This window comes from Streptosporangium sp. H13245, assembly GCF_055690525.1.
In genome coordinates, this window is the sequence record NZ_JBSZKT010000006.1 from 73,411 (window position 1) to 96,378 (window position 22,968).

The 22,968-nt window shown below is 72.2% G+C and carries 18 protein-coding genes; 9 read left to right on the forward strand and 9 right to left on the reverse strand.

What is annotated here, in order from left to right:
• Positions 1–516 precede the first annotated feature (516 nt).
• The 5 genes from ACW9TB_RS13310 (at position 517) to ACW9TB_RS13330 (ending at position 9,487) form a co-directional block, all read left to right on the forward strand.
• Entirely contained in the window at positions 517–1,887 is a 1,371-nt protein-coding gene (locus tag ACW9TB_RS13310) for a lipopolysaccharide biosynthesis protein (protein ID WP_472748301.1), read from the forward strand.
• A gap of 57 nt (positions 1,888–1,944) precedes the next feature.
• On the forward strand, positions 1,945–3,120 hold the full coding sequence (locus ACW9TB_RS13315; protein WP_472748302.1) for a DegT/DnrJ/EryC1/StrS family aminotransferase: 1,176 nt from the start codon (positions 1,945–1,947) through the stop codon (positions 3,118–3,120).
• A gap of 288 nt (positions 3,121–3,408) precedes the next feature.
• Positions 3,409–4,500: a GNAT family N-acetyltransferase gene (locus tag ACW9TB_RS13320; RefSeq protein WP_472748303.1), complete on the forward strand. Its 1,092-nt coding sequence runs from the start codon at positions 3,409–3,411 to the stop codon at positions 4,498–4,500.
• On the forward strand, positions 4,497–5,783 hold the full coding sequence (locus ACW9TB_RS13325) for a DegT/DnrJ/EryC1/StrS family aminotransferase (protein WP_472748304.1): 1,287 nt from the start codon (positions 4,497–4,499) through the stop codon (positions 5,781–5,783). Before ACW9TB_RS13320 ends, ACW9TB_RS13325 begins: the two co-directional genes overlap by 4 nt.
• 257 nt (positions 5,784–6,040) lie before the next feature.
• Positions 6,041–9,487, forward strand: coding sequence for a BTAD domain-containing putative transcriptional regulator (locus tag ACW9TB_RS13330; protein ID WP_472748305.1), 3,447 nt, complete (start codon positions 6,041–6,043; stop codon positions 9,485–9,487).
• A 41-nt stretch (positions 9,488–9,528) separates the two neighbouring features.
• Here the strand turns inward: ACW9TB_RS13330 and ACW9TB_RS13335 are convergent, their stop codons facing one another.
• Both ACW9TB_RS13335 and ACW9TB_RS13340 read right to left on the reverse strand, forming a co-directional pair.
• Complete coding sequence (locus ACW9TB_RS13335; RefSeq protein WP_472748306.1) at positions 9,529–10,338, reverse strand: ABC transporter permease; 810 nt, start codon at positions 10,336–10,338, stop codon at positions 9,529–9,531.
• Positions 10,335–11,285, reverse strand: coding sequence for an ATP-binding cassette domain-containing protein (locus ACW9TB_RS13340; RefSeq protein ID WP_472748307.1), 951 nt, complete (start codon positions 11,283–11,285; stop codon positions 10,335–10,337). The genes ACW9TB_RS13335 and ACW9TB_RS13340 overlap by 4 nt, the downstream gene beginning before the upstream one ends.
• Positions 11,286–11,554: 269 nt before the next feature.
• Here ACW9TB_RS13340 and ACW9TB_RS13345 point away from each other — a divergent pair, with 269 nt between their 5' ends.
• Positions 11,555–12,874 carry a phytase gene (locus ACW9TB_RS13345; protein WP_472748308.1) on the forward strand — a complete coding sequence of 440 codons (1,320 nt, stop codon included), beginning with the start codon at positions 11,555–11,557 and terminating at the stop codon, positions 12,872–12,874.
• A gap of 313 nt (positions 12,875–13,187) precedes the next feature.
• Here ACW9TB_RS13345 and ACW9TB_RS13350 read toward each other — a convergent pair whose 3' ends face one another.
• The 4 genes from ACW9TB_RS13350 to ACW9TB_RS13365 all read right to left on the reverse strand — a co-directional run bounded on the left by ACW9TB_RS13350 (position 13,188) and on the right by ACW9TB_RS13365 (position 16,305).
• Positions 13,188–13,628: an ATP-binding protein gene (locus tag ACW9TB_RS13350; RefSeq protein WP_472748309.1), complete on the reverse strand. Its 441-nt coding sequence runs from the start codon at positions 13,626–13,628 to the stop codon at positions 13,188–13,190.
• A 165-nt stretch (positions 13,629–13,793) separates the two neighbouring features.
• Positions 13,794–14,612: a DUF1206 domain-containing protein gene (locus ACW9TB_RS13355; RefSeq protein WP_472748310.1), complete on the reverse strand. Its 819-nt coding sequence runs from the start codon at positions 14,610–14,612 to the stop codon at positions 13,794–13,796.
• A gap of 37 nt (positions 14,613–14,649) precedes the next feature.
• A complete protein-coding gene (locus tag ACW9TB_RS13360; protein WP_472748311.1) occupies positions 14,650–15,582 on the reverse strand; it encodes a Ppx/GppA phosphatase family protein in 933 nt (310 codons plus the stop codon).
• Between the two features lie 30 nt (positions 15,583–15,612).
• Positions 15,613–16,305, reverse strand: a complete 693-nt coding sequence (locus ACW9TB_RS13365) for a class I SAM-dependent methyltransferase (RefSeq protein WP_472748312.1) — start codon at positions 16,303–16,305, stop codon at positions 15,613–15,615.
• A 460-nt stretch (positions 16,306–16,765) separates the two neighbouring features.
• On the opposite strand from ACW9TB_RS13365, the gene ACW9TB_RS13370 reads away from it, so the two are divergent.
• Positions 16,766–18,550 carry a tetratricopeptide repeat protein gene (locus ACW9TB_RS13370; RefSeq protein WP_472748313.1) on the forward strand — a complete coding sequence of 595 codons (1,785 nt, stop codon included), beginning with the start codon at positions 16,766–16,768 and terminating at the stop codon, positions 18,548–18,550.
• A gap of 313 nt (positions 18,551–18,863) precedes the next feature.
• On the opposite strand, the gene ACW9TB_RS13375 is transcribed toward ACW9TB_RS13370, so the two are convergent.
• Together ACW9TB_RS13375 and ACW9TB_RS13380 are read right to left on the reverse strand one after the other, a co-directional pair.
• The gene (locus tag ACW9TB_RS13375; RefSeq protein ID WP_472748314.1) at positions 18,864–19,865 is read right to left on the reverse strand and encodes a phosphotransferase enzyme family protein; all 1,002 of its coding nucleotides are present in this window, start codon (positions 19,863–19,865) and stop codon (positions 18,864–18,866) included.
• An 83-nt stretch (positions 19,866–19,948) separates the two neighbouring features.
• The gene (locus tag ACW9TB_RS13380; protein ID WP_472748315.1) at positions 19,949–20,869 is read right to left on the reverse strand and encodes a class I SAM-dependent DNA methyltransferase; all 921 of its coding nucleotides are present in this window, start codon (positions 20,867–20,869) and stop codon (positions 19,949–19,951) included.
• 245 nt (positions 20,870–21,114) lie between these two features.
• Between ACW9TB_RS13380 and ACW9TB_RS13385 the strand changes: the two genes are divergently transcribed.
• Together ACW9TB_RS13385 and ACW9TB_RS13390 are read left to right on the forward strand one after the other, a co-directional pair.
• Positions 21,115–21,615 carry a GlcG/HbpS family heme-binding protein gene (locus ACW9TB_RS13385; RefSeq protein ID WP_472748316.1) on the forward strand — a complete coding sequence of 167 codons (501 nt, stop codon included), beginning with the start codon at positions 21,115–21,117 and terminating at the stop codon, positions 21,613–21,615.
• Between the two features lie 145 nt (positions 21,616–21,760).
• Entirely contained in the window at positions 21,761–21,904 is a 144-nt protein-coding gene (locus ACW9TB_RS13390; RefSeq protein ID WP_472748317.1) for a hypothetical protein, read from the forward strand.
• Between the two features lie 143 nt (positions 21,905–22,047).
• On the opposite strand, the gene rbsK is transcribed toward ACW9TB_RS13390, so the two are convergent.
• Positions 22,048–22,938 (reverse strand): ribokinase, encoded by an 891-nt coding sequence (rbsK, locus tag ACW9TB_RS13395; protein WP_472748318.1) that lies wholly within the window; start codon positions 22,936–22,938, stop codon positions 22,048–22,050.
• Between the last annotated feature and the right edge of the window lie 30 nt (positions 22,939–22,968).

Sequence of the window (22,968 nt, forward strand, 5' to 3'; positions counted from 1 at the left end):
CCTGCCGCCGAAAGCGCGGCCCTGGACCGTCTCCTCCCTCCCTGGCTCCCCAAAAACGGGGCCCTGGGCCGTCTCCTCGCCTCGAAAGCAGGGCCCTGGATCAACCCCCCTGATCCCCCGATAGCGGGGCAGACTCCATCACAATCAGGCCCTGCCGGGGACTTCCGGATACATGCCGGACACGGCCCGCATGAAACTGGGGCATCATGACTCACGTGCCGATTCTCATGTACCCCTCGGTGACCGGCAGGTCTCGCGACGAGACGCGAACGCCGGTGACGTGCCCTTCACGGCGCACCGGCGAGGCCGCCGATCCATCCCGCCCGAGCGATCCGCGGCACTCCCGCGCCGCCTCCGGGTACGACGCGGATCGGAAGTACCGGGGTGAGTGAGCACGGCGCCGGACGGCACGCCAAACCCGAGGGACAGGGCACCTGGCCCCCGCTGGACACGGCCACCGGTCTCCGTACAGCCGGTGGCAAGGCTGACGCAAGCGGCCCGGCCGATGATGGCGGCGTGACGCGCGACGGGAGCGACCAGGCGACGGGCCGGACCGCGACCGAGGAGCGCGGCGGGACCGGTCTGATGGACCGTCTGCGCAAGGACCTGAGAAACCCGTTGTTCCTGCAGGGCTACGCGCTGATGATCAATACGGGGATCACCGCCGTGCTGGGGCTCGGCTACTGGTTCCTCGCCACGCACCTGTACACCGCCGCCGCGTTCGGTGAGGGCCAGGCCCAGATCAGCGCGATGCGGCTGTTCTCCTCCCTGACCGGGCTCGCCTTCGCGGGCGCCCTGGCCAGGTTCATCCCGGTGGCCGGGCGGCGCACCGCCGAGTTCGTCCTGCGCGGTTACGCGGTCGCCGGGGCCACCGGCCTGGTGGCGGCGCTGGGGTTCCTGCTGACGTTGCCGCTGTGGGGATCGGTCTACGCCGACCTCGGCGGGCTCGGTCCCGGGCTGTTCTTCCTCGCCTCGGTGCTCGTGTGGACGATCTTCACCCTCCAGGACGTGACGCTGGCCGGGCTGCGCAACGCCGTCTGGGTGCCGGTCAACAGCCTGGCGTTCGGCCTGGTCAAGATGGGCCTGCTCGTCGCGCTGGCGTACGCGCTGCCGCAGGGCGGCGTCTTCGGCGGGATCTTCGTCTCGTGGATCCTGCCTACGGCCATCGCGCTGGTCCCGATCAGCTGGCTCATCTTCGGCGTCATCATCCCCAGGCACGTCAAGAACACCGAGGTGAGCGCCGCGAACCCGCCGCGCCTGCGCGAGGTGGGACGCTTCCTCGCCGGAGACTTCCCCGGCGCGTTCTCCATCCTGCTGATCCTCTATCTCGTCCCGGTCATCGTCGCGGGCTGGCTCGACGACGCGCCGACGTTCGGCTACTTCTCGATCGCCCACACGCTGGGCTCCATGGTCGGGCTGCTCGCGGCCAACATGGCGGTCTCGCTGACCGTCGAGGGATCCTTCAACGCCGCCCAGCTGGCGCAGAGCGTGCGCAACGCGCTGCGGCGCACCTTCCTGATCGTCGGGCCGGTCGTCGCGGTGGTCGTGATCGGCGCGCCGCTGATCCTGAGCGTGTTCGGGCCGGGGTTCGCCGAGGCGGGCTCGCCGCTGCTGCGCCTGATGGCGATCGCCGTGCTCCCCCAGACGGTGATCGAGATCTGCCTCAGCATGCTGCGCGCCCAGAGCGAGGCGCGCAAGCTCGCTCTCGTCCAGATCGGGATGGCCGTCCTGGTCCTCACCTCGATAGCGGTGCTCTTCCCCCACTTCGGAATCGCCGCGGTGGGTTACGCGATGCTCGGCAGCCAGCTCCTGGTAGCGTTGCTGATCTTCCCAAATATGCGCAGAGTGATCAATCGGGGCAAATCATCCCAGGTGACAGCCGGTTAGGGCGACACGCGCTTCCAGGTTTGCAGTCATCATGTCGTACGTGATAGACGGTCTCCAGTGACTCCTGAGCACATCGTGGCGAAGCGGACACATCGCCTCTGCCTCCCACTGCCCTCCAACCGCCTGGGCCTGTATCTGGCCCTGCGGCACTGGTGCACCCCCGGCCAGCGGCTGCTGATGTCGCCGCTGTCGGCGGACGAGATCCTCTTTCTCGTGCTCGCGGCCGGGCTGCGCCCGGTCATCGCCCCGCTCTCCCTCGACGACGGCAACATCGACGCCGACGCCGTCGATCTCGACACGGTCGACGCGGTGCTGACCACCAACCTGTACGGCCTGCCTGACCGGGTGGCCGCGTTCGGCGGCAAGATCCTGATCGAGGACGTCGCGCACGCGATCGAGACGAGCGTGAACGGCAGGCCGATCGGCACCTTCGGGGTGGCCGGCGTGTTCAGCCTGTCCAAGCACGCGGGAGCGGGCTCCGGCGGGGTGATCGCGGTCGAGCACCTCTCGGACCTGCGCGCCCTGGAGCGCGACCGCGACCGGTTGCTGCAGCCGGGCGCCTTCAGGAAAGAGATCCACAGCGTGCTGACCTCCGCGGGCCGGCACGCCGCGCTGCGCCTGAACATGGTCCGCCCCGCGCTGAGGGCCATGCGCGCGCTCGGCCTGGAGGAGGAGCGCGAGGGATACCGCATCGCCCCGCGCCCCGCGGAGCTGCTCAGGGCGATGGAGTACGCACCGCAGCAGCTGCCCGCGTTCGACTCCTGGGTCCAGGCCGACCTGCACGACTACCGGGCCAGGCGGGGTCACCTCTCCCGCTGGTACCAGTCGAGGCGCCTGCACGCGCTGCCCCGGCAGCGGTCGCGGCGGATCGCCGGGGTCTCGGCGCTGGCCGCGCTGCCCACCGTGGCGCCGTCCGTCCGCCGCCACCTGGACCAGCCGCTGTTCCGGGTCCCGCTGCTGGTCTACGGCCGTGACGGGGCCATCACCGAGCTGGAGCGGCACGGGGTCGCCACCGGATACCTCTACGACCCGCCGTACGACGGCTACCTGCCCGGGTTCACCGACCCCTCTCCGGAGCCCGAGGTGGCGCGCTGGTGGGCCCGGCACGTGCTGCCGGTCGACCCGCTGTACGCCCACCGCGCCCTGCCGGTCATCGAGCGGCTCATCCCCGCGGTGCCGCCGACGCTGCCCGGGATGCGCCGCCCGGGGCCCGCCTCCTTCGACGTCGCGTAGCGAACCTGTCGCGTAGCAAACCTGTCGGCTATTAAGCGAATAGGGCTATACCCCGATAGGTTCGACGTATCGGATGGCGGTTTGGGGGATCGGGGGATCGATCGCCGCCCGGTTCTGGGATGGTTTCCACGTGCCGTGACGCACATCACCTCGCGCCCGCCGACTGGATCTCTCCCCTGCTCGTCGATGTCCAGTGCCTGGGGGCCAGGCTTCGAGAAAGGACCACCGTCTCGTGAACGGCAGGTTTGCGTACGCCGCCGGTCGTCCCGGCGCGGCGGGGGGTGGCGCGTGAGGATCAGCGTCATCCGGCCCGCGGAGCTGGGCCAGGACGAGATCGCGGCGTGGCGGGGAATGCAGCGTTCCAGCCCACACCTGGACAACCCCTTCCTCAGCCCGGACTTCACGATCGCGATGGGCGAGGTCCGCACGGAGGCGCGGGTGGCGGTGATCACCGAGTCCGACGGGCCCGTGGGGTTCTTCCCCTTCGAGCTGCACGGTGGCGGGGTGAGCGCCGCCCTGGGCGGGTGGGTCTCGCTCTCCCAGGGGGTCGTCCACCGGCCGGGCGCCGAGTTCGACTCCGACGCCCTGCTCAGGGCGTGCGGGCTGAGCGTGTGGGAGTTCGGCTGCATGGTCGACCGTCAGCCGTGGTTCCAGCCGTTCGAGACGCTCAGGCAGGAGGCCGTGGTCCTCGACTTCGGCGGCGGCTACGCGGCCTTCCTCGACGGGCTGCGCGAACGCTCCCCGAAGTTCCTCAAGTCCACCCTGTACAAGGAGCGGAAGCTGGGCCGCGACGTGGGCGAGATCACCTCCGAGTACGCGGTGGGCGACCCCGAGCGGTTCCGGCTGCTGCGCGAGTGGAAGTCCGCCCAGTACCAGCGGATGGGCCGCCCCGACCGTTTCGGCAGGGCGTGGGTCGTGGAGCTGGCCGAGCGCCTGCACGCCGTCGACACCGACGACTTCGCCGGGCCGCTGTCGATGCTGTACGCCGACGGCAGGCCCGTCGCGGGCCACTTCGGGCTGCGTACCGGCACGACGATGGTCGGCTGGTTCCCCGCCTACGATCCCGAGTACGCCAAGTACTCCCCCGGCCTGATCCAGCACCTGCACATGGTCGAGGCCGCCGCGAAGCTCGGGATCACCTCGCTGGACCTGGGCATCAGCAACGGTTCCGAGTACAAGGACGCGCTGTGCAGCAGGACCGTTCCAGTCACCGAGGGCATCGTGCGCCGCCGGTCGGCGGGCGCGGCGGCGCACTGGCTGCGCACCGAGCCGGTCCGCCGGGTGCGGCGGTTCATCCTCGACAGCCCGGTCCTGTACGGCGCCGCCGACAGGGCCATGAAGCGGTACGGTCGGCTGCGCACCCGAAGGAGGAGCCGATGAGCCGACCGAAGGAGGGCCCGATGAGCGGTCGCCCCACCACCCCCGGCCGCCCGGACGGGTCCTCGGACGGCCTTGTGAACGGTCGCGCGAGCGGCCTGGACGGTCTGGACGGTCGCACGGACGGGCGCCGCGCGCTTGAGACGATCATGCGCGACCGGATCGGCCAGGAGTGCCTCCACGTGCCGTCCGCCCGGTTCGGCCTGCTCCTGGCTCTGCGCCACTGGTTCAGGCGCGGCGACAGGGTGCTGATCTCGCCGACCAACTGCGAGACGGTGCTGTTCGTCGTACTGGCCGCCGGGCTGGAGCCGGTGATGGCGCCGGTCTCCTGGCGCGACGGCAACATCGACGTCCCCGCCGTCGACTGGACCGGCCTCGCCGGGGTCGTCACCACGCACCTGTACGGCCAGCCCGACCGGGTGGCCGAGCTGCGGGCCGAGTGCGACCGGCGCGGCGTGATCCTCCTCGACGACGCGGCGCACGCCATGCAGACGACCGTGGACGGCCGCCCCGCGGGCACGTTCGGCACGGCCGGGGTGTTCAGCCTCGCCAAGCACGGGCGGGCGATGTCCGGCGGGTTCCTCACCGCGCAGGACCCGGCCGCGCTGCCCGAGCTGCAACGCGCCAGGGACGAGCTGCTGCTCCCCGGAGGGGCGCGCGCCCAGCTGCTCGGCACGCTGCGGCCGGTGCTACGCGAGACGATCTACCGCACCGGCCTGGTCAGGCCGATGTGGCACGCCCTCAAGGCGCTGGGTCTCGTGCGCTGGACCGGTCACCGCTGCCCGCCCCGCGAGGAGGAGCTGCGCGCGATCATCGCCGCCGACCCGGTCGACCCGCGCGCCATGGACCACTGGCTGCGGATCGACCTCGACGACTGGCGGATGCGCCAGGGGCCGCTGCTTCGCGGCTACCACCGCTCCCGGTTCCGGGTGATCGACCGCGAGCGGGAGCGCCGGGTGGCCGGGGTCGAGCTGCTGCGTACCCTGCCCTGGACGGCCCAGGGCGTCCGCGACGCGGCTCCGCAGCCGCTGCTGCGGGTGCCCCTGCTGGTCGAGGACCGCGACGAGGTCGTCGCCCGGCTGGAGAGCCGGGGCGTGGTGCCCGGTTTCATCTACGATCCGCCGCTGGACGACTACCTGGACCTGGTTCCCGCGGGGCCGACCCCGGAGATCGCCCGCTGGTGGACCGGCCACGTCCTGCCCGTCGACCCGCTCCGCGCCGCCCGGATGGCCGGGCTGCTGACCGAGCTGGACGTCCGCCCGGCGACATACCCGTTCACGGCGTAACGGCGGCCCGGCCGAGCCGGTAACGGCACCCACCGCACCCTCCAGCACCCCGCCGCGTCCCCTCGCGGCATCCCGTCCGCGTCCTCCAGCCCTCCACCGCATCTCGTCGGCGTCCCGTCCAGGCTCTGTCCGGGGCCTGGATCTCCATGGCGGAAGGCGCTCGTACGGCCGCCCGGATCTTTCCGTGAGGTCCGGACGGAGCCCGGCCCGCGCGGCCCCGTGCCCGGACATGCCGGAACAGATGGCAGAGTGGCTGCGTGCGCGTGAGCATTCTGGGGCCGCTACGGGTCGTGGCCGCCGGCGAGATCGTCGAGATCGGGGGGACGCGGCTTCGCGTGCTGCTGGTCAGGCTGGCCCTCGGTGCCGGGCGCGTCGTCACGGTCGAGGAGCTTTCGGACGCGCTCTGGCCCGACGACAGGCCGGGAGATCCGGCGAACGCGGTCCAGTCGCTGGTGTCCCGGCTGCGCCGGATCCTGCCCGACGCGTCGGCGCTGCGCTCCGACCACGGGGGGTACCTGCTGGACGTGCCGCCGGACGCCGTCGACGCCCATCGGTTCGAGCGGCTGGCGCGCGAGGGGCGGCGGGTCCTGGGGAACGGGGATCCGGTGACCGCCGCGAACCTGCTGCGCGAGGCACTCGGGCTCTGGCGGGGCCCCGCGCTGGGCGAGGTCGCCACGGCCCCGTTCGCCGTGGCGTACGCGGCGGGGCTCGACGAGGCCCGGCTCGCCGCGACCGAGGACCGGGTGGAGGCGGAGCTGGGCTGCGGTCGGCACTCCCCGTTGGTGACCGAGCTCCAGGAGCTCACGGCCCGCCACCCGCTGCGGGAGCGGCTGCACGGCCTGCGGGTCAGGGCCCTCTACGCCGCCGGGCGCCAGGCGGAGGCGCTGGCCGCGTACGAGGAGTTCCGCCGGGGGCTCGCCGACGAGCTGGGCGCCGACCCGGGGCCCGAGCTGCGGGAGATCCACCTCGCCGTGCTCCGCGGCGACCCGGTCCTGCGCGCCGCCCGCGACGAGGCGCCGCAGGCCCGTACCGGCACGCGCGGCAACCTGAGGGCCTCGTTGACCACCTTCGTCGGCCGGACCGCGGAGATCGGGATGATCGGCGCGCGGCTGAGCGAGGGGCGGCTGGTCACGCTGGTCGGTCCCGGGGGCGTGGGCAAGACGCGGATCGCGACGACCGTCGCCGCCGGGATCTCCGGCCGGATGCCCGGCGGGGCGTGGCTGGTGGAGCTCGCGCCCGTGACCGATCCCGCCGACGTGGCGCAGGCCGTGCTCGGGGCGCTCGGCTTCCCGGCCCCGGCCGACGCGCGGGCCGGGACGTCCGACACGATGGCCCGCCTTGCGGAGCTGCTGTCGCCCACCGAGACGCTGGTGGTGCTCGACAACTGCGAGCACCTGGTCGACGCCGCCGCGCGCCTGGCCGACGATCTTCTGGGGCGCTGCCCGGGGCTGCGGATCCTCGCCACGAGCAGGGAACCGCTCGGGATCGCCGGGGAGGCCCTGTGCCCGGTGCCCCCGCTCGGCCTGCCCGAGCCCGGCGCCACGGCCGAGGAGGCTCTGACCGGCTCCGCGGTACGGCTCTTCGCCGACCGGGTGGCCGCCGTACGCCCGGGGTTCGCCGTCACCGACGGCAACGTGGACCTGGTGACGGAGATCTGCCGGAGGCTGGACGGGCTGCCGCTCGCGATCGAGCTGGCCGCCGCCCGGCTGCGTTCCCTCACCGTCGAGCAGCTCGCCGCGCGGCTGGACGACCGCTTCCGTCTGCTCACCGGGGGGAGCAGGGCCGCGCTGCCCCGGCACAGGACGCTGCGCGCGGTCGTCGCCTGGAGCTGGGACCTGCTCGACGAGGAGGAGCGCCGGTTCGCCGAACGGCTCGCGGTGTTCCCCGCGGGCGTCACGCCCGAGGCCGCCGAACGGGTGTGCGCTCCCCTTGAGCCGTCCGCCGTGCCAGGACCCGCGACCTCGCAACCGGCCTCCACCTCGCAACCGGCCTCCGCCTCGCAACCCGGCACGGCTCCGCAACCCGGCACCACTCCCGAACCCAATACCGCTCCAGAGCCCGGCACCACTCCCGAACCCGGCACCGTTCCGGAGCCCGGCGCCGCCTTCGAAGGCGGCATCGCTCCGAAGTCCGGCACCACCTCCGAACCCGGCGCCGCTCCCGAACCCGGCACCGCCTCCAAGCCCGGCGCCGAGCGGGTGGGGGCGTGGCAGGAGCCGGTCCTGGACCGGCTCGCGGCCCTGCTGGACAAGTCCCTGCTGCAGTTCGCCGAGGGCCCCCGCTACCGCATGCTGGAGACGATCAGGGAGTACGCGCTGGAGCGCCTGACCGAGACCGGGGAGGTCACCCGGCTCAGGAGGGCCCACGCCGCCTACTTCCTGGAGCTCGCCGAGACGGCGGAACCCCACCTCAGGGGCCCCGACCAGCTGTTCTGGATCGACAGGCTCGTGGCGGAACGGGACAACGTCCTCGCCGCGCTCCACTTCGCCGCCGGTTCGGGGGACGCCGACACCGCGATGCGGCTCGCCGCCGCCATGGGCATCTTCTGGACGATCATCGGCAGCGGCGCGGAGTCCGTCGGGTGGCTGCGCCTCGCGCTCGACGTTCCCGGCGAGTCACCGGAGGTGTCGCGGGGGGTCGTGTCGGCCCTGTACCTGCTCAACCGGGCCACCACCGGCGGCTACGCCAAGCTGGAGGACAACATCGAGCAGCTGGAGGGGATCTCCCGCGCGACCGCCGATCACGCCGAGCACCCGCTGCTCGCCCTCCTCGAACCCGCCCTGGCGCTCTTCACCGACGACACCGAGGCGGGCCTGGCCGCGATCGAGCGGCGCCTGTCGCACCCCGACCCGTGGACGCGGGCGATGCTGCGGTCGATCCGCGCCTTCATCCGGGAGAACGACGGCGACATGGCCGGTATGCACGAGGACCTCACCGTCGCCGTCACCGCGTTCCGGGAGATCGGCGACCGGTGGGGGCTGGCGACCGCGCTGAGCCCGCTAGCGGAGGCGAACATGGCCTTCGGGGATTTCGACGGTGCCGTGGCGGTGCTGGAGGAGTCGATCCGGCTCCTGCGCGAGCTGAATCCCCACGACGACACGGGCCACCAGCGGGTCTGGATCGCCATGGCGCGCATCAGGCAGGGCGACACGGAGCGGGCACGGGCCGAGCTGTGGGAGATGACCAAGCCGGGATCGTACGACTGGTCCGAGCGCAATGTCGCGTTCGCCCGGATCGGTCTGGGTGACCTGGCGCGCCACGAGGGTGACCTGGAGGAGGCGGCACTGCAGTACGACGCGGCCAGGACCGCCCTCGGGGGGATGCCGTTCGTCGCGCCGCAGTTCCGTGCCCTCTTCCTCTGCGCGATGGCGCATCTCGCGATCGAGCTGGACGATCCCGTAACCGCCGGGCAGCGGATACGGGAGGCGTTCACCGAGGCGCTCGAATCGAAGGACATGCCGGTCGTGGCGAGGGTCGGGGTCGCCTCCGCCGCCCTGCGTGCCCATCTCGGCGACGCGGCGGGGGCCGCGGAGGCCCTCGGCGCCGCCGAGGTCCTGCGGGGATCCCCGGACCACTACCCCGACGTCACCCGGCTCGCCCTGCGGTTACGCGAGGAGCTGGGCGACGCCGGGTACGAGGCCCGCCACGGCCACGGCCACGGGCTGGACCGCGAGGCCGCCCTCGACCTCGTACGAATCCGGTAGGGCGGCGGATTCAGGTCACCGGCCCCGACCACGGCCGTCAGTCAGGCGCGGCGGCGGTAGGCGCGGACGGCCAGGGGTGCGAGCACCGCGAGGATCCCGGCCGACCACAGCAGTGTCTTGAAGACCGGTCCGGCCACCGGCCCGCCCAGCAACAGGCCGCGTGCCGCGTCCATCATGCCCGCGACGGGGTTGACCCTCACCCAGGCCTGCAGCCAGCCGGGCAACGTCTCCAGCGGCGTGATCATGCTGGTGCCGAAGGTCAGCGGGAACAACACGATGAACGAGACGCCCTGCACCGCCCCCGGGCTCCGCATGAGCATGCCGACCAGCACGAACCCCCAGCTCGCGCAGAAGGCGAACACGATCGTGAGCAGGCACGCGGCCAGCGCCGACAGCGGGTCGGTCTGGATGCGGAAGCCCAGCAGACAGCCGAACCCGAGCAGGACGACGATCGCCAGTACGTAGCGGATGAGGTCGCCGAGCACCGAGCCGATCAGCGGGGCGGACCGGCCGATCGGCAGGCTGCGGAACCGGTCGAAGACGCCCTTGTCGATGTCGGTGTTGAGGTTGACGCCGGTGGCCATCCCCGCGAACATCACCGTCTGCACCATGATCGCCGGTAGCAGGAACTGCAGGTAGTCATGGGTGGATCCGGCCACCGCGCCACCGAGCAGATAGACGTACACCACGACGAAGATGACCGGCTGGAGTGTCACGTCGAGGAGTTGCTCCGGGGTGCGGAGTGTTTTGACCACGCTTCTCCTGGCCAGGGCAAGGCTGTGCCGCAGCAGGGCGAAGGGCCGCTCGGCGGTGCGCGCGGGGGTCAGGGCGGGGCTGTCGGTGAGGGTCATGCCGCGCTCTCCTCGGTGGTGTGGCGTCCGGTCAGGGTGAAGAAGACCTCGTCGAGGCTGGGCAGGCGCAGGGACAGCTCGGTCACGCCGATGCCCTCGCGGTCCAGCCGCCGCACCACCTCGGTGAAGGCCGTGTCGCCGTCGACCGGCACGGTCAGCACACCGCGGGCGGGTGACTCAGGGACGCGCCCGGCGACCGCCCCGACGATCGCGGCGGCGTCGGCGAGCCGGGCCAGGTCCGCGGGTCTCACCATGATCGTCTGCCCGCCCACGACCCGCTTCAGCTCGGCCGGGGTGCCGTGCGCGATGACCCGGCCGTGGTCGACGACCGAGATGTCGTCGGCGAGGGCGTCGGCCTCCTCCAGGTACTGCGTGGTGAGCAGTACGGTGACGCCGCCCGCGACGAGGGAGCGGACGATGTTCCACACGTCGTCGCGCTTGGCCGGGTCGAGCCCGGTCGTCGGCTCGTCGAGGTAGATGACGTCGGGACGCCCGACGAGGCTGGCGGCCAGGTCGAGGCGGCGGCGCATCCCGCCGGAGTACGTCTTGGCCGGGCGCCCCGCGGCCTCCGCGAGGCCGAACTCCTCCAGCAGCCGCGCCGCGCGGGCCCCGGCCTCGGCCCGGCGCAGGTCGAGCAGCTGCCCGATCAGGACGAGGTTCTCGGTACCGGTGAGGTCCTCGTCGACCGAGGCGTACTGGCCGGTCAGCCCGATCAACCGGCGGACCCTGGCGGCGTCCCGTACGACGTCGAGCCCGCCGACGCGGGCGCTGCCCTCGTCCGGGCGCAGCAGCGTGGCCAGAATGCGCACGGCGGTCGTCTTTCCCGCGCCGTTGGGCCCGAGGACCCCGAGCACGGTACCCGGCCGGGCGGCCAGGTCGATCCCGGCGAGCGCCGTGGTCCTGCCGAAACGTTTGACAAGCCCCTCGGCCTCAAAAGCGTGAAGCACTGATTTCCCCCTTGGTGGTGGTAACCCGTGCACACTCCCCCGGACCGCTGTCAGACGGCGCACATATCGCTGTCACCCACGCAGCGGTGATCCGTACGCGCCGCCCGTGAACGCGCCACGGGTCACCGGGACGAGGCCGTACGGATTTGTTAATTCGCCTATCACGCCATGCGGACGCTGTGTTTCCCTCTCGTCAACTCTCCGTTATGGCGATCCCCCAATGATCAAAAAAGACATTTCCCCACATATGTCACACACAGGAGGTGCCCATGCGTTCACCTGTCCGCCTCTGCCTGGCGGCGCTGGCGCTCTGCCTGGCCGGACCCGCGCTCGCGCCCGCCGCGCGGGCCGACGGGATCCCCACGGTCGAGCCCCGGGTCGAGACCCCCGCCCTCTTCGACGACGCCGCCGGTGGCAACGCCAACGGCGACGACCCCGCGATCTGGGTGCATCCCACCAGGTCGGGGAAGAGCGTGGTGATGACCACCGCCAAGGAGGGCGGCCTGTACGCCTACGACCTGGACGGCAGGCAACTCCAGCACGTACCCGCGCCCGCCGCCCCCGGCGAGGACGACGAGCCCGGCCGGTTCAACAACGTCGACCTGGTGTACGGCCTGCGCCTGTCCAACGGTGTCAGGACCGATCTGGCAGTCGTCTCCGACCGGGGCCGGGACCAGATCCGCTTCTACGCCGTCGACAAGGGCAAGGCGGTACGCGGCCGGGCACCGCTCACCGACCTGACCGACCCCGCCGTGCCGTTCGTGTTCAACACCGGCCAGGAGCAGGTCAACGAGGCGCAGACCGCGTACGGCCTCGCCACCTGGCAGGACAGGACCGGCACCTACGTCCTGGTCAGCCAGCGGCACCGGACGCGCGTCGCGCTGCTGAAGCTGACCGCCACCGCGCGCGGGAAGGTCGGTTACCGGCTCGTCCGCACCCTGGACCTGCCCGGCTCCTTCCGGCTGCCGAACCGTACGACCTGGACGCCGTGCCTGGAGCCCGGCGAGCTGCCCCAGGTCGAGGGCATGGTCGTCGACGGGGAGCGGGACGTGCTCTACGCTGCCCAGGAGGACGTGGGCATCTGGCGGATGCGGGCCGACCTCACCGGCACCCCGGTGCTGGTCGACAAGGTTCGCGAGTACGGCAGGCCGGGCGTCTACGACCCCGAGACCGAGGAGTGCACGCTGGGCGCCGACCCTGGCTACGGCGGCAGGCACCTGTCGGCCGACGCCGAGGGGCTGACGATCTACTACGGCGGCGAGGGTTACCTGCTCGCCTCGGGTCAGGGCGACAACACCTTCACCGTCTACGACCGGAACCGCAACGGCTACGTCGGCCAGTTCAAGATCGGCGCGGGCAACGGGCTGGACGGCGTCGAGCACAGCGACGGCTCGATGGTGGTCAACGTCCCGCTGGGCCGGTTCGACAAGGGCCTGCTCGTGGCGCACGACGGCGAGAACACCCCGGGAGCGGTCGACGAGAACGGCGAGGCCAGGGAGAACACGAACTTCAAGTTCGTCGGGTGGGGCGACGTCGCCGACGAACTCGACCTGGACGTGGACACCGACGGCTGGAACCCGCGCGACTGACACTCCTTTCCCACAGAACCCTCTCCGACAGACCCCCTCCCACAGGACCGCTTTCCACAGGACCACGCGAGCCCGGCCCCCGGCCCCGCGGACCCGTACGAACCCGGTTCGACCCTGTAAACCACCGCGAGCCCGGTGCGGTTGTCTCCGCACCGGGCTCGCCGGGTGTCACACGACGCCGGGTGTCACCCGACACGGGATGTCACACGACACGGGGTGTCACGCACCGGCACCGGGCCGCGTACGACGTCGTGGTCCACGGTCACGCCCCCCGGCGGGCCGCGGGGGAAGGGCGGCCCGGCGGGTGGCGGGTCTACCGGGCGCCGGCCAGGCTGCCCGCGCGCATTCCGGCCATCTCCAGCACCAGCTCGAACCAGACCTTGTTGGAGCCCGCCTCCCTGACCATGCCCCAGCGGTGGGCCAGCGCCTCCAGCAGGGGCAGGCCCCGGCCCCCTGTCGCGTCGGCCGAGGCGCGGCACACGCAGGGGGCCTCGGAGGAGCCCTCGTCCTGGACGGAGACGCGCACGCCCGTCGCCGAGTAGGCCACCGTGACGGTGAACGCCCCGCCGTCCCCCGACCTGGAGTGGATCACCGCGTTGGTGGCGATCTCACTGGTCAGCAGGACGCAGTCGTCGTGGAGGGGGTGGTCCCGCCCCAGGGTCATCGAGACCAGGCGGCGGGCCCTGACCACCTGGTCCGGGGAACCCGTCAAGCGGAGAACCCATTCACTGCCGTCGTACTCCGACGAGTCCATACCGCCCCCTCCGATGCCGTTTCACTGATGGGAAGACGCGGAGCTCGACGGGGAAGATGTCTCGGAAAAGTAGGAATGCGATCACTTACCGGATAGACAGGTAAAGCTTGCCAGAGGCCCCTTCACCTGCGTGTCCGCACCTGGCGTACCGTGCGGTTCCATCCGTCACACGCGGTGCCAGCGAGCCTCGAAGAAACAGTAGACCGCGAACAGCAGCAGACCGATCGCGACGACACCGAGCAGCCACGGACCGGCCGGGGTCTCGGCCAGCGAGCGCAGCGTCGAGTCGATGCCCTTGGCCTTGTCGGGGTCGTAGGTGACCGCGGCCTGGATGACGAAGACACCGGCGACCGCGGCGATCACGCCCCGGGCGATGTAACCGGCCATGCCGAACTTCTCGGCCAGCTGACGAGCCCTCGCGGGCATCTCGCCGGTACGCAGGTCCTTGAGGAACTCCTTCTTCCAGCCCTGGCGGATCCAGTAGGCCCCCAGGCCGATCAGGCCCAGGCCCACCAGGCCCACGATGAACTGCCCGAGGGGCAGGTCCATCAGCATGGCCGTGATGTCCTTCGACTGGCTGTCCATCGAGGCACCGGGGTCGCCGCGCAGCAGCACGCCGAGCAGCGTGGCCACGATCAGCGCGTAGACCGCGACCCGCGCGCCCGACTCCACCCGGTCCTTGGTCCGTCCCCGGCCGATGATGGCCTCCGACAGCTGCCAGACGACCAGCGCGGCGAACCCGACGACCATGAGCCAGAGCAGGAACGTGCCGAACGGCTGCTCGGCCACCGTCTCGATCGCACCGGTCTTGTCGGCCTCCTTGCCGCCGCTTCCCCCGCCGAAGGCGATCTGCAGGGCGAGGAAACCGATCAAGCCGTAGAGGACGCCCCGGCAGGCCATGCCGACCCGTGCCAGCTTGTCGAGCGTCTGACTGTTGGCCGCTTTGTGAGCGGCACCTTCCACGTGAGCCTGAGGGCTGTTCATAACTACCCGCTCTTACCGGTGAACGCCCTGGTAAACCTCACCGTTCGGGCATCGCGTCCAGCCGTCGCAGGATGACTCCCTCGCGCAGCGCCCAGGGGCACACCTCCAGCTGGGTCACCCCGAACAGGTCCATCGCGGCGTCGGCGACGATCGCCCCGGCCGGCAGCTGCGGCGCCCGCGCCTCGGAGACGCCGGGCAGCGCGGCCCGCTCCCTCGTGCTCATCCTGTTCAGCCGGTCGGTCCACGCGACCAGGTCCGCGTGCCTGAGCACCCGGCGCACGGACGGCCCCTCGTTCGAGGGCGCGGCCCCGGCGATCCTGGCGAGCTGCCTGAACGTCTTGGACGTCGCCACCGCGTGGTCGGCCTGGCCGTACCGGGACACGTTGCCCACCGTGCGGGCGATCTCGGCCCGTACGTGCCTGCGCAGGGCCCGTACCTCGTCGGCGGGCGGCGGGTCGGCGGTGAAGCAGTCGCGGGTGAGGCGGCCCGCGCCCAGCGGGAGCGACACCGCCGCGTCGGGCTGCTCGTCGATGCCCGAGGCGATCTCCAGCGACCCTCCGCCGATGTCCAGCACGAGCAGCCTCCCGGACGACCACCCGAACCAGCGGCGCACGGCCAGGAACGTCAGCCTCGCCTCGTCCTGGCCGGACAGCACCTCGATGTCGACCTGCGTGTCGGACTTGATCTTGGCGAGGACCTCCTCGCCGTTCACCGACTCCCTGACCGCGGACGTCGCGAAGGCCATGAGGTCCTCGACGCCCTTGTCCTCGGCGAGCCGCAGCGCCTCCTCGACGAACCCCTGCAGCCGCGCGGCGCCCCGCGCGGACAGGCGGTCGCCGTCGTCCATGTGCTCGGAGAGCCTCAGGTCCACCTTGTGGGAGTACGCTGGCAGCGGCCGGGCCCCCCGATGCGCGTCCATCACCAGCAGATGGACCGTGTTGGAACCGATGTCGAGAACGCCCAGTCGCATGGGACGAAGTTACTACTCCCGCGAGCCCCGTCAGCCCGGGGTGCGCGCGTGCACGCTCACCGCGTATCCGCCGCCGTCGTAGGGCCTGCCGTCCCACGTCGCCAGGCGCCGCAGCGGGACGAGTCCCGACGCCCGGCACCAGCCGTCGTAGTCCGCCAGGCTGACCGTCGCCGAGGCGAGCGGGAGGTGCGCGGCGTCCAGCCCGAACCCGCTCACCAGCAGCCCGCCGGGCCGCAGCAGCGCCGCGAGCCCCGCGACGGCCCGCGCCTCGGTCCCGGGGGCGAGCAGCGGGATGACGTTGCCCGCGGCGACGACCATGTCGAAGGACTCACCCTTCCGTACGGCGTGATCCGCCCGGTCCGTGAGCGGCACAGGACCACCGGCGTCCTCAGGGCCGCCGAGATCACCGAGGTCACCGAGGTCGCTGAGATCGGCCAGGATCCAGGGCAGCCGGGGCGCGGCCCGCCGGGCGACGGCGAGCATGGACGCGTCGAGGTCGACGCCCACGCAGTCGTATCCCAGCTCGGCCAGCCGGATCGCCACCCGCCCGGTGCCGCATCCGGCGTCCAGCACCCGTGCCCCCGGCGGCAGCAGCTCCGCGCACAACCGCGCCTCGCCGTGCGTGTCCGCCCCCGACTCGGCCAGCCGGGCGAACCTCTCCGCGTACCGCTCCCCGGCGTCGTCCCCCGCGATGTCCGCCCAGCGGCTCCTCGGTTCTCTCATCGCACCAGGGTCCCACTCATCGCGGGAACCGCTCTCGGCGCGTACGACTTCGGTACGGCACCGCCACGACGCGGGCGCACGACGATACCGGCTCGGTTTCGGCAACACCACCGCGCGGCGGCTGTCCATAGGGTTGTCCGGATCCGGCCACGATAGAAAATAGATCTTGTCAGTATGGGCGATTACTGCGAATACTTGCAATTTGTTCTTATTCGCGAGGAAGGCCGATAATGAAGCGCATTATTGTTCACAAGCCCGGCACCATCGCACTCAGCGGCACCGCCAGTCCTAAGCACGTCGGCTGAGACGGAATCGCAGAACCGGCGTCCCGGGGCGGGCGCCGGCTCCCTGGCGTAGTCATATATCATCAAATATCAGCTAATCGAGTTAAAGGAGCACGGTGAGTCGGGGACCGCACCCACAGGGAAACCCGTCTCCTCCCGCACCGCCACTGCCCGTGGTGGACGCGGACCGGCGCCTGCGCGGGCCGTACACGGCCGGGAGCGCGATCGTCGCCGCCCTGCTGCCCGCCGCCCGGCCCGAGCTCGTCGCCCGCTACGACATCGAGCTGCGTGCCGTGGCGCCCGACCTGCGCGACCTGATCCCCGCCCGGCGCCGGTCGGTGGCCGCGAGCCTGCCCGGCGCGGAACGGATCCTGGTGCACGCGCCGCGCCGCACGCTGCGCCTGGCTAACGGCCTGGCCGAGTTCGCCCGTGAGCACCTGTCCGAAACCGGCCCCCGCACGCTGGTCGTCGAGAACGTCGACCTGGCCGACCCCACCGATCTGGAGCTCCTGACGGTGCTGCGGCGCCGCGTCCCCGGGGAGCTGCTCACCGTGGTGACCCGCGAGCGGGCCGTCCCCGAGGAGCGGCTCGACGCGGAACGGCACGACGCCCTCGCCGGCGAGCTGGAGAGGGAGGGGACGATCGGCGCGCGGCTTGGAGCGATCCCGTACCACCGCGAGCGCGGCGGCGACCCGTCGAAGGCGGTGGAGGCGTTCCTGTTCGCGGTGCGGTGGTGCCTGGACGAGGGCTACCACGACGCCGTGGTGGATCTCGGCGAGCGCGCCCTGCGTCTCGCCGAGCCCGGCGACAACAGCGACGAGGAAACGTGGTGGCGGCTCCTGCACAGCACCGCGACCGCGCTGGCCGCGCTGGGCCGCGAGGACGAGTCGGAGGCCCTGTTCGACCTGGCCAGGCGCGAGAGCGTCTCCCCTGCCGTCCACGCCTCGGCCGCCTACGCCACCGGGATGCTGAAGGTCCGCCACCGCGACCGGGCCCGGCGCGACCCCGGCGCCGCGCTGGCGCTGGTGAACCAGGCGATCGCCATCTCCTCGCTGCTGCCCGACCCGCGCGAACGGGCGTTCAAGCTGGGGTTCGACCTCAACGGCCGGGCACTGGTGGAGGTGCGCCGGGGCCGTCCCACCAGGGCGCTGGAGCTGGTCCAGGAGGCCGTCGCCCTCGCCGACCGCGACCTGCGGCCCGGCGAGCACCCGATCCACCGGCTGGTGCTGCTGGCCAACAGGGCGCAGCTCGCCGTGATGCTGGGCCGTCCCGAGGAGGCGCTGGAGGACCTGGACGCGGTGATCGCGGCCGACCCCGGCTACCCCGACTACTACATCGACCGGGGCAACCTGCTGCACCGGCTGGGCCGGATGGACGCGGCGGTCGCCGACTACGAGACGGCCATGCGGGTCGGCCCTCCCTTCCCCGAGCCCTACTACAACCGGGCCGAGATCCGTTTCTCCGCGGGTGACCACCGGGGCGCGCTCGCCGACCTGAACCACGCGCTGGAGCTGGATCCGGAGTTCGTGGACGGCCTGGCCAACCGGGCGGGGCTGCTGGCCGCGCTCGGCGAGTACGCCGAGGCCAGGGCGGACGCGGAGCGCGGGCTGGCCATCGATCCCGCCAACCCGTACCTGCTGTGCGCGCTGGGCCAGGTGGAGACCGCCGAGGGCCACTACGACAGGGCGCGCACCGCCTTCGACCGGGCGCTGGAGCTCGCCCCCTCGCTGGCCGCGGCCTGGGCGAACCGGGGGCTCCTGGCGTTCGAGACCGGCGACCCCGGGGGCGCCGTCGCGGACTTCACCCGGGCCCTCGACGCCGGGGACGACCCCGCCCTGCTGTTCAACCGGGCGATGGCGCTGCGCGCCGCCGGACGCGACGAGGAGGCGGTCGCCGATCTCACCCGCGCGCTGGAGCTGGCCCCGGACGACGAGGACATCAGGCGCGAGCTGAAGTCCTGACCCCCGTACGCCCTCGATCGAGGCGGCGGCGGGGGCGCCGGAAAACATTCCGGATTCGGAACCGGGAACGGGAAAATCACAGCCGGTAAGGCGGCGTCCCCGTCCGGGAGAATCCCGTTATCCGAATATCCGTTACACACACGGTGATGCGCGCGTGCCGTCTCGTATTCGCCCTCCCCTATCCCCGGGACCCGGGCGGGTAGGAGCGATTTCCCGATGCGCGATCACCGTGCGCCACGCCTCCGGACACCCCGTGCACGAATACCGCCGACCACCGCCCGCGCGAGACAAAGAGCACAAACGACCGGCGGGGTCAGCGGAGCGCGCCGCCGAGATAGCGTTCGGCCAGCTCGCAGGTGCCCTCGGTATAGCCGGAGCCGAGTTCGGCGGCGATGTCGGCGCCGGTGTGGGTGCCGATCCAGGCGACCAGCAGCAGGCGGCGGAACATCACGAACGTCCAGATCTCGGCCTCGTCCCCGGCCGGGAGGTCCAGGACGGTCCGGTAGCCCCGCACCCACGCGTCGGCCAGCTCGGGGACCTCGGGGCGGTGCTCGACGAAGCTGACCGCCGCGGCCAGGTCGTAGAGGTACCAGCCGAAGCCGCAGTCGTCGAAGTCGATGACGCAGGGCGGGTTCTCGCCCTCCACGAGCAGGTTGGCGGCGCGCAGGTCGGCGTGGATCAGGCCGTAGCGATCGGGGCCCCGGCCGAAGCGGTGCAGCCGCTCGCGCAGCTCCTTGTCCAGCCGCCCCAGCACGGCCCGCGCCTCGGCGTCCATCCCCGGGCCGTCCTGCCAGCGGCCCCACCGCGACTCGGCGCCGAGAGCCGCGTCGTGATCCCAGTGGAAACGGGTGAACCCCTCGGGCGGGGACCAGCCGCGCGCGTGCCGGTGCATCCGCGCCGTGAGGGCGCCGAGCCGCTCGAACCCGGGCACCGGGTCGTCCAGGGACGGCTCGGCACCGGGCAGGAACTCGAACATCACACAGTCGCGCGGCTCGGGGCCGGGAACGGTCAGCACCCGGGAACCGCCGGGAGCCGGGATCACCCGGGGGGTGCGGACCCCGGCCTGCTCGCGGAGCGCCTCCAGCCAGGCCAGCTCGGACAGGATCGCCGGGGTGGAGTGGTAGCCGAGCCGGTGCACCCGCAGGATGGACCGCGTCCCCGTGGCCGGGTCGTCCACCCGGTAGGTGGCGTTCTCGGACACGTTGACCAGGGTGACCTCGGCGTCGGGCAGGCCGTGGATCCGCGTCGCCGCGCGGGCCACGTCGTGCGCGCGGGCCAGCACGTCGCTCCCGGCGGACAGGTCGTGGACCCGCATCGGCCCCTCCAGATCAGTCGTGCGCGGCGCCAGATCCTATCCGAGATCCCCTCCAGGGATCTTCCCGGAATCCGGCGCCCCGCTCAGGGCCGCGCGTGCCCCCTCCCCTCCCCCGCGAGCGCGGGATCCCGCTCGGTGCCGGGCCGCGCGTGCTCCCGTACGGCCTCCACGGCCTCCACGGCCTTTACGGGCTCTACCGGCCGGTCGAGGTCCCGTACGGCGTGCTCCCCTGACTCCTCCGGCCCCGGGAAGGTGATGCGGATCTTGGACTGCCGGTGGGGAAGCCGCTCCCAGTCGTCCATGAGCGTCGCCCGGAGCCCGCACTCGGCGGCCAGGTCGAGCAGGGTCTCGGCGCGGTAGTAGAAGTCCTCGCGCAGGACGTGGTGCTCCCTGCCCTCGGTACGGTCGAAGGTGAAGTCGAACCAGCCCCCCGGCCGTACGATCCGGCCGACGCCGCGGAAGCACTCCTCGATGACGTGGAGCGGGGAGTGGGAGAAGACGCTGTGGGCGTGGACGACGTCGAACGCCCGGTCGGGCAGCGCGGTGAAGCGCAGGTCCTCGACCGGCAGGAGGTGCGGGAACCTGTCGCGCAGGTCGTAGGTGAGGAGGGTCTCCTGGGCGGCGACCAGGATGTCCGGGGAGATGTCGAGGCCGTAGTAGTTTCCCGGGTCGAGATAGCCGATGAACAGGCGCCCGGCCCGCAGGTTGCCGCAGCCGATCTCCAGCAGGCGGTGCTCGGGCCTCAGGCCGTGCCGCACGAGATAGTCGAACTGCATCTTCCCCAGGGCGACCCAGCGCCGGTACGACCTGCTGCCCACGGCCGCGTGCGGGCTGCGCGCGGTGTCGGACCTCATGACGGCCCGGTAGTAGGAGATGTGGTCGCGGTTGCCCAGGCGCAGCCACGTGTTCCTGGTCAGCCGTCTCAGGTGCCTGGGGATCCGCCCCGGATGGCCGAGCGCGTACCTGAGCTGGTGAACGACGCTCGCGCGGTTGTGACTGTGCATGCCTCTCCCCCCGTCGAAACCCCCCGTTGAAACCGTCGGGATCGCCGGGGTCACCGGGACCGCCGGAACCACCGGGACGACACCTCGGCGATCCCGCCGGTGACGAGATCGTAACTCGAAGTACGACGAACATCACTCTTGGTAGGCATCGTCGGAATGTCGCCTCGCGGTGTCACTTCCCTCGCGGGACGGCGGTTCCGGCTCGCGCCGGTCCTCCGAAGGGCCCGCGCGGGCGTCGCATCGTTATGACACCTCGCAGCACCCGAACCGCGCACGCGCGCCCGGCCGTCCACGCCGACGACCTCGCCGACGACCTTCGAGACGGTTTCGAGACGGTGGGGAGAGCGGTGAACCTGGAACTCGCGCTGCGCATGTGTGAGGCCGCGGTGAGGCAGGCCGCGCGGGAGGGCGCGCTCGTCTCGGTGGCCGTGGTCGACGCGGGCGGGCACCTGGTCGCGTTCCAGCGGATGGACGGCGCGCGGATCACCGGGCCCGTCCTCGCCCCCGGCAAGGCCTACACCGCGGTGGCCCACCGCATGCCGACCGCCGACCTCGCGCCGCTGGTCCTGCCGGGAGGCGAGCTGTACGGCCTGGCCGGTGACCGGTACGTGTGCTTCGGCGGTGGCGTACCGCTCGGGGGGTCCGGGGCGGGCCGGGTGGTGGGCGCGGTCGGCGTCAGTGGCGGCACCGTTTCCCAGGACATCGCCTGCGCCGAGGCCGCCGCGGCTCTCTGGGAAGGGGCATAGACGGAAATATCGTCATAAAGAGGGTGGGGAAAATCGTCCGTCCGGTGAAACAGGAGCGTCGCGTGTTACCTCCCCTGGTCGCGGGGCAGTGAGGGCTTGCCCCGGACGATGATCGTCTGGGGATGACCCCCCTTGGAGGATTCTCGTGGACGTTCTCGTGCTGCTCGCCCTGGTCTGTTTCCTGGCCGCCGCGATCTGGTCCGCCATCAGCAGGTCCTGGCCGATCGCGCTGCTCGCCGCCGGAGCGTTCCTGCTCACGCTGTCGGAGACGTCCCTGATCGGCGGCTAGACGATCCTCCGTCTCCCGGCGCGGCCACGCCCCGGTCACCGGGGCGCCGCGCCCGCCCGGGAGCGGGCCCTCGGGTCACCCGTTCTCGTCAGGGCCCCCGGCCGAGGGGCGTCGCGCCCGGGACACCCACCGGCGTGCCGGTCTCAGGCTCCGGCGAGGCTCCGGTCGATCTCGGCGCGGGTGGGCATCGAGGTGCTGGCACCCGCGCGCTGGACGGACAGTCCCGCGGCGGCGGTGGCGAAGCGGACGGCCCGGTCGGCGGGCTGCCGCTCGACGCGGGCCGCGGCGAGGGCGCCCACGAAGGTGTCGCCCGCGGCCGTGGTGTCCACCACGGGCACCCTGGGGGCCTCGACGCGCACGGCGGGCCCGTCGCCCGAGGCGGAGAGCGCGCCGCGCGACCCCAGCGTGATGATCACCCAGCCGACCGTGCCCCTCAGCTTCTCCAGGGCGCGCTCGTGGTCGGCCAGGCCGGTGATCGCGGCGGCCTCGTGCTCGTTGGCCACCAGGATGTCCACGGCCTCCAGCAGCTCGGCCGGGAGCGGCTGGACGGGCGCGGGGGTGAGGACCACCGTCGTCCCGGCCGCACGGGCGGCCCTGGCGGCGGCGGTGACGGCCTCGATGGGAAGCTCCAGCTGCAACAGCAGCATGTCGGAGCGGGAGATGACCTCGATCTCGGCCTCCGAGGGAGCGGTCACGGTCCCGTTGGCGCCGGGGACCACGATGATCGAGTTGCCGCCGTCGCCGTCCACCACGATCTGGGCGACGCCCGAGGGACCGGGGACCATGCGCAATCGCGTCGCGTCGACCCCCGCCCCGGTGAGCGTACGCCGCAGCTCGGCCCCGAAGGCGTCGTCGCCCACGGCCCCGAGAAAGACGACCCTGGCGCCCGCCCGCGCGGCGGCGACGGCCTGGTTGGCGCCCTTGCCGCCGGGGACCGTGTCGAAGGAGCGGCCCGTCACGGTCTCGCCGAGCGCGGGAACCACGTCGACGTAGGCCACGAGATCCATGTTGGCACTGCCGAAGACCGAGATCACTGTTCCTCCTCGCGGTCGGGAACGCGGGCG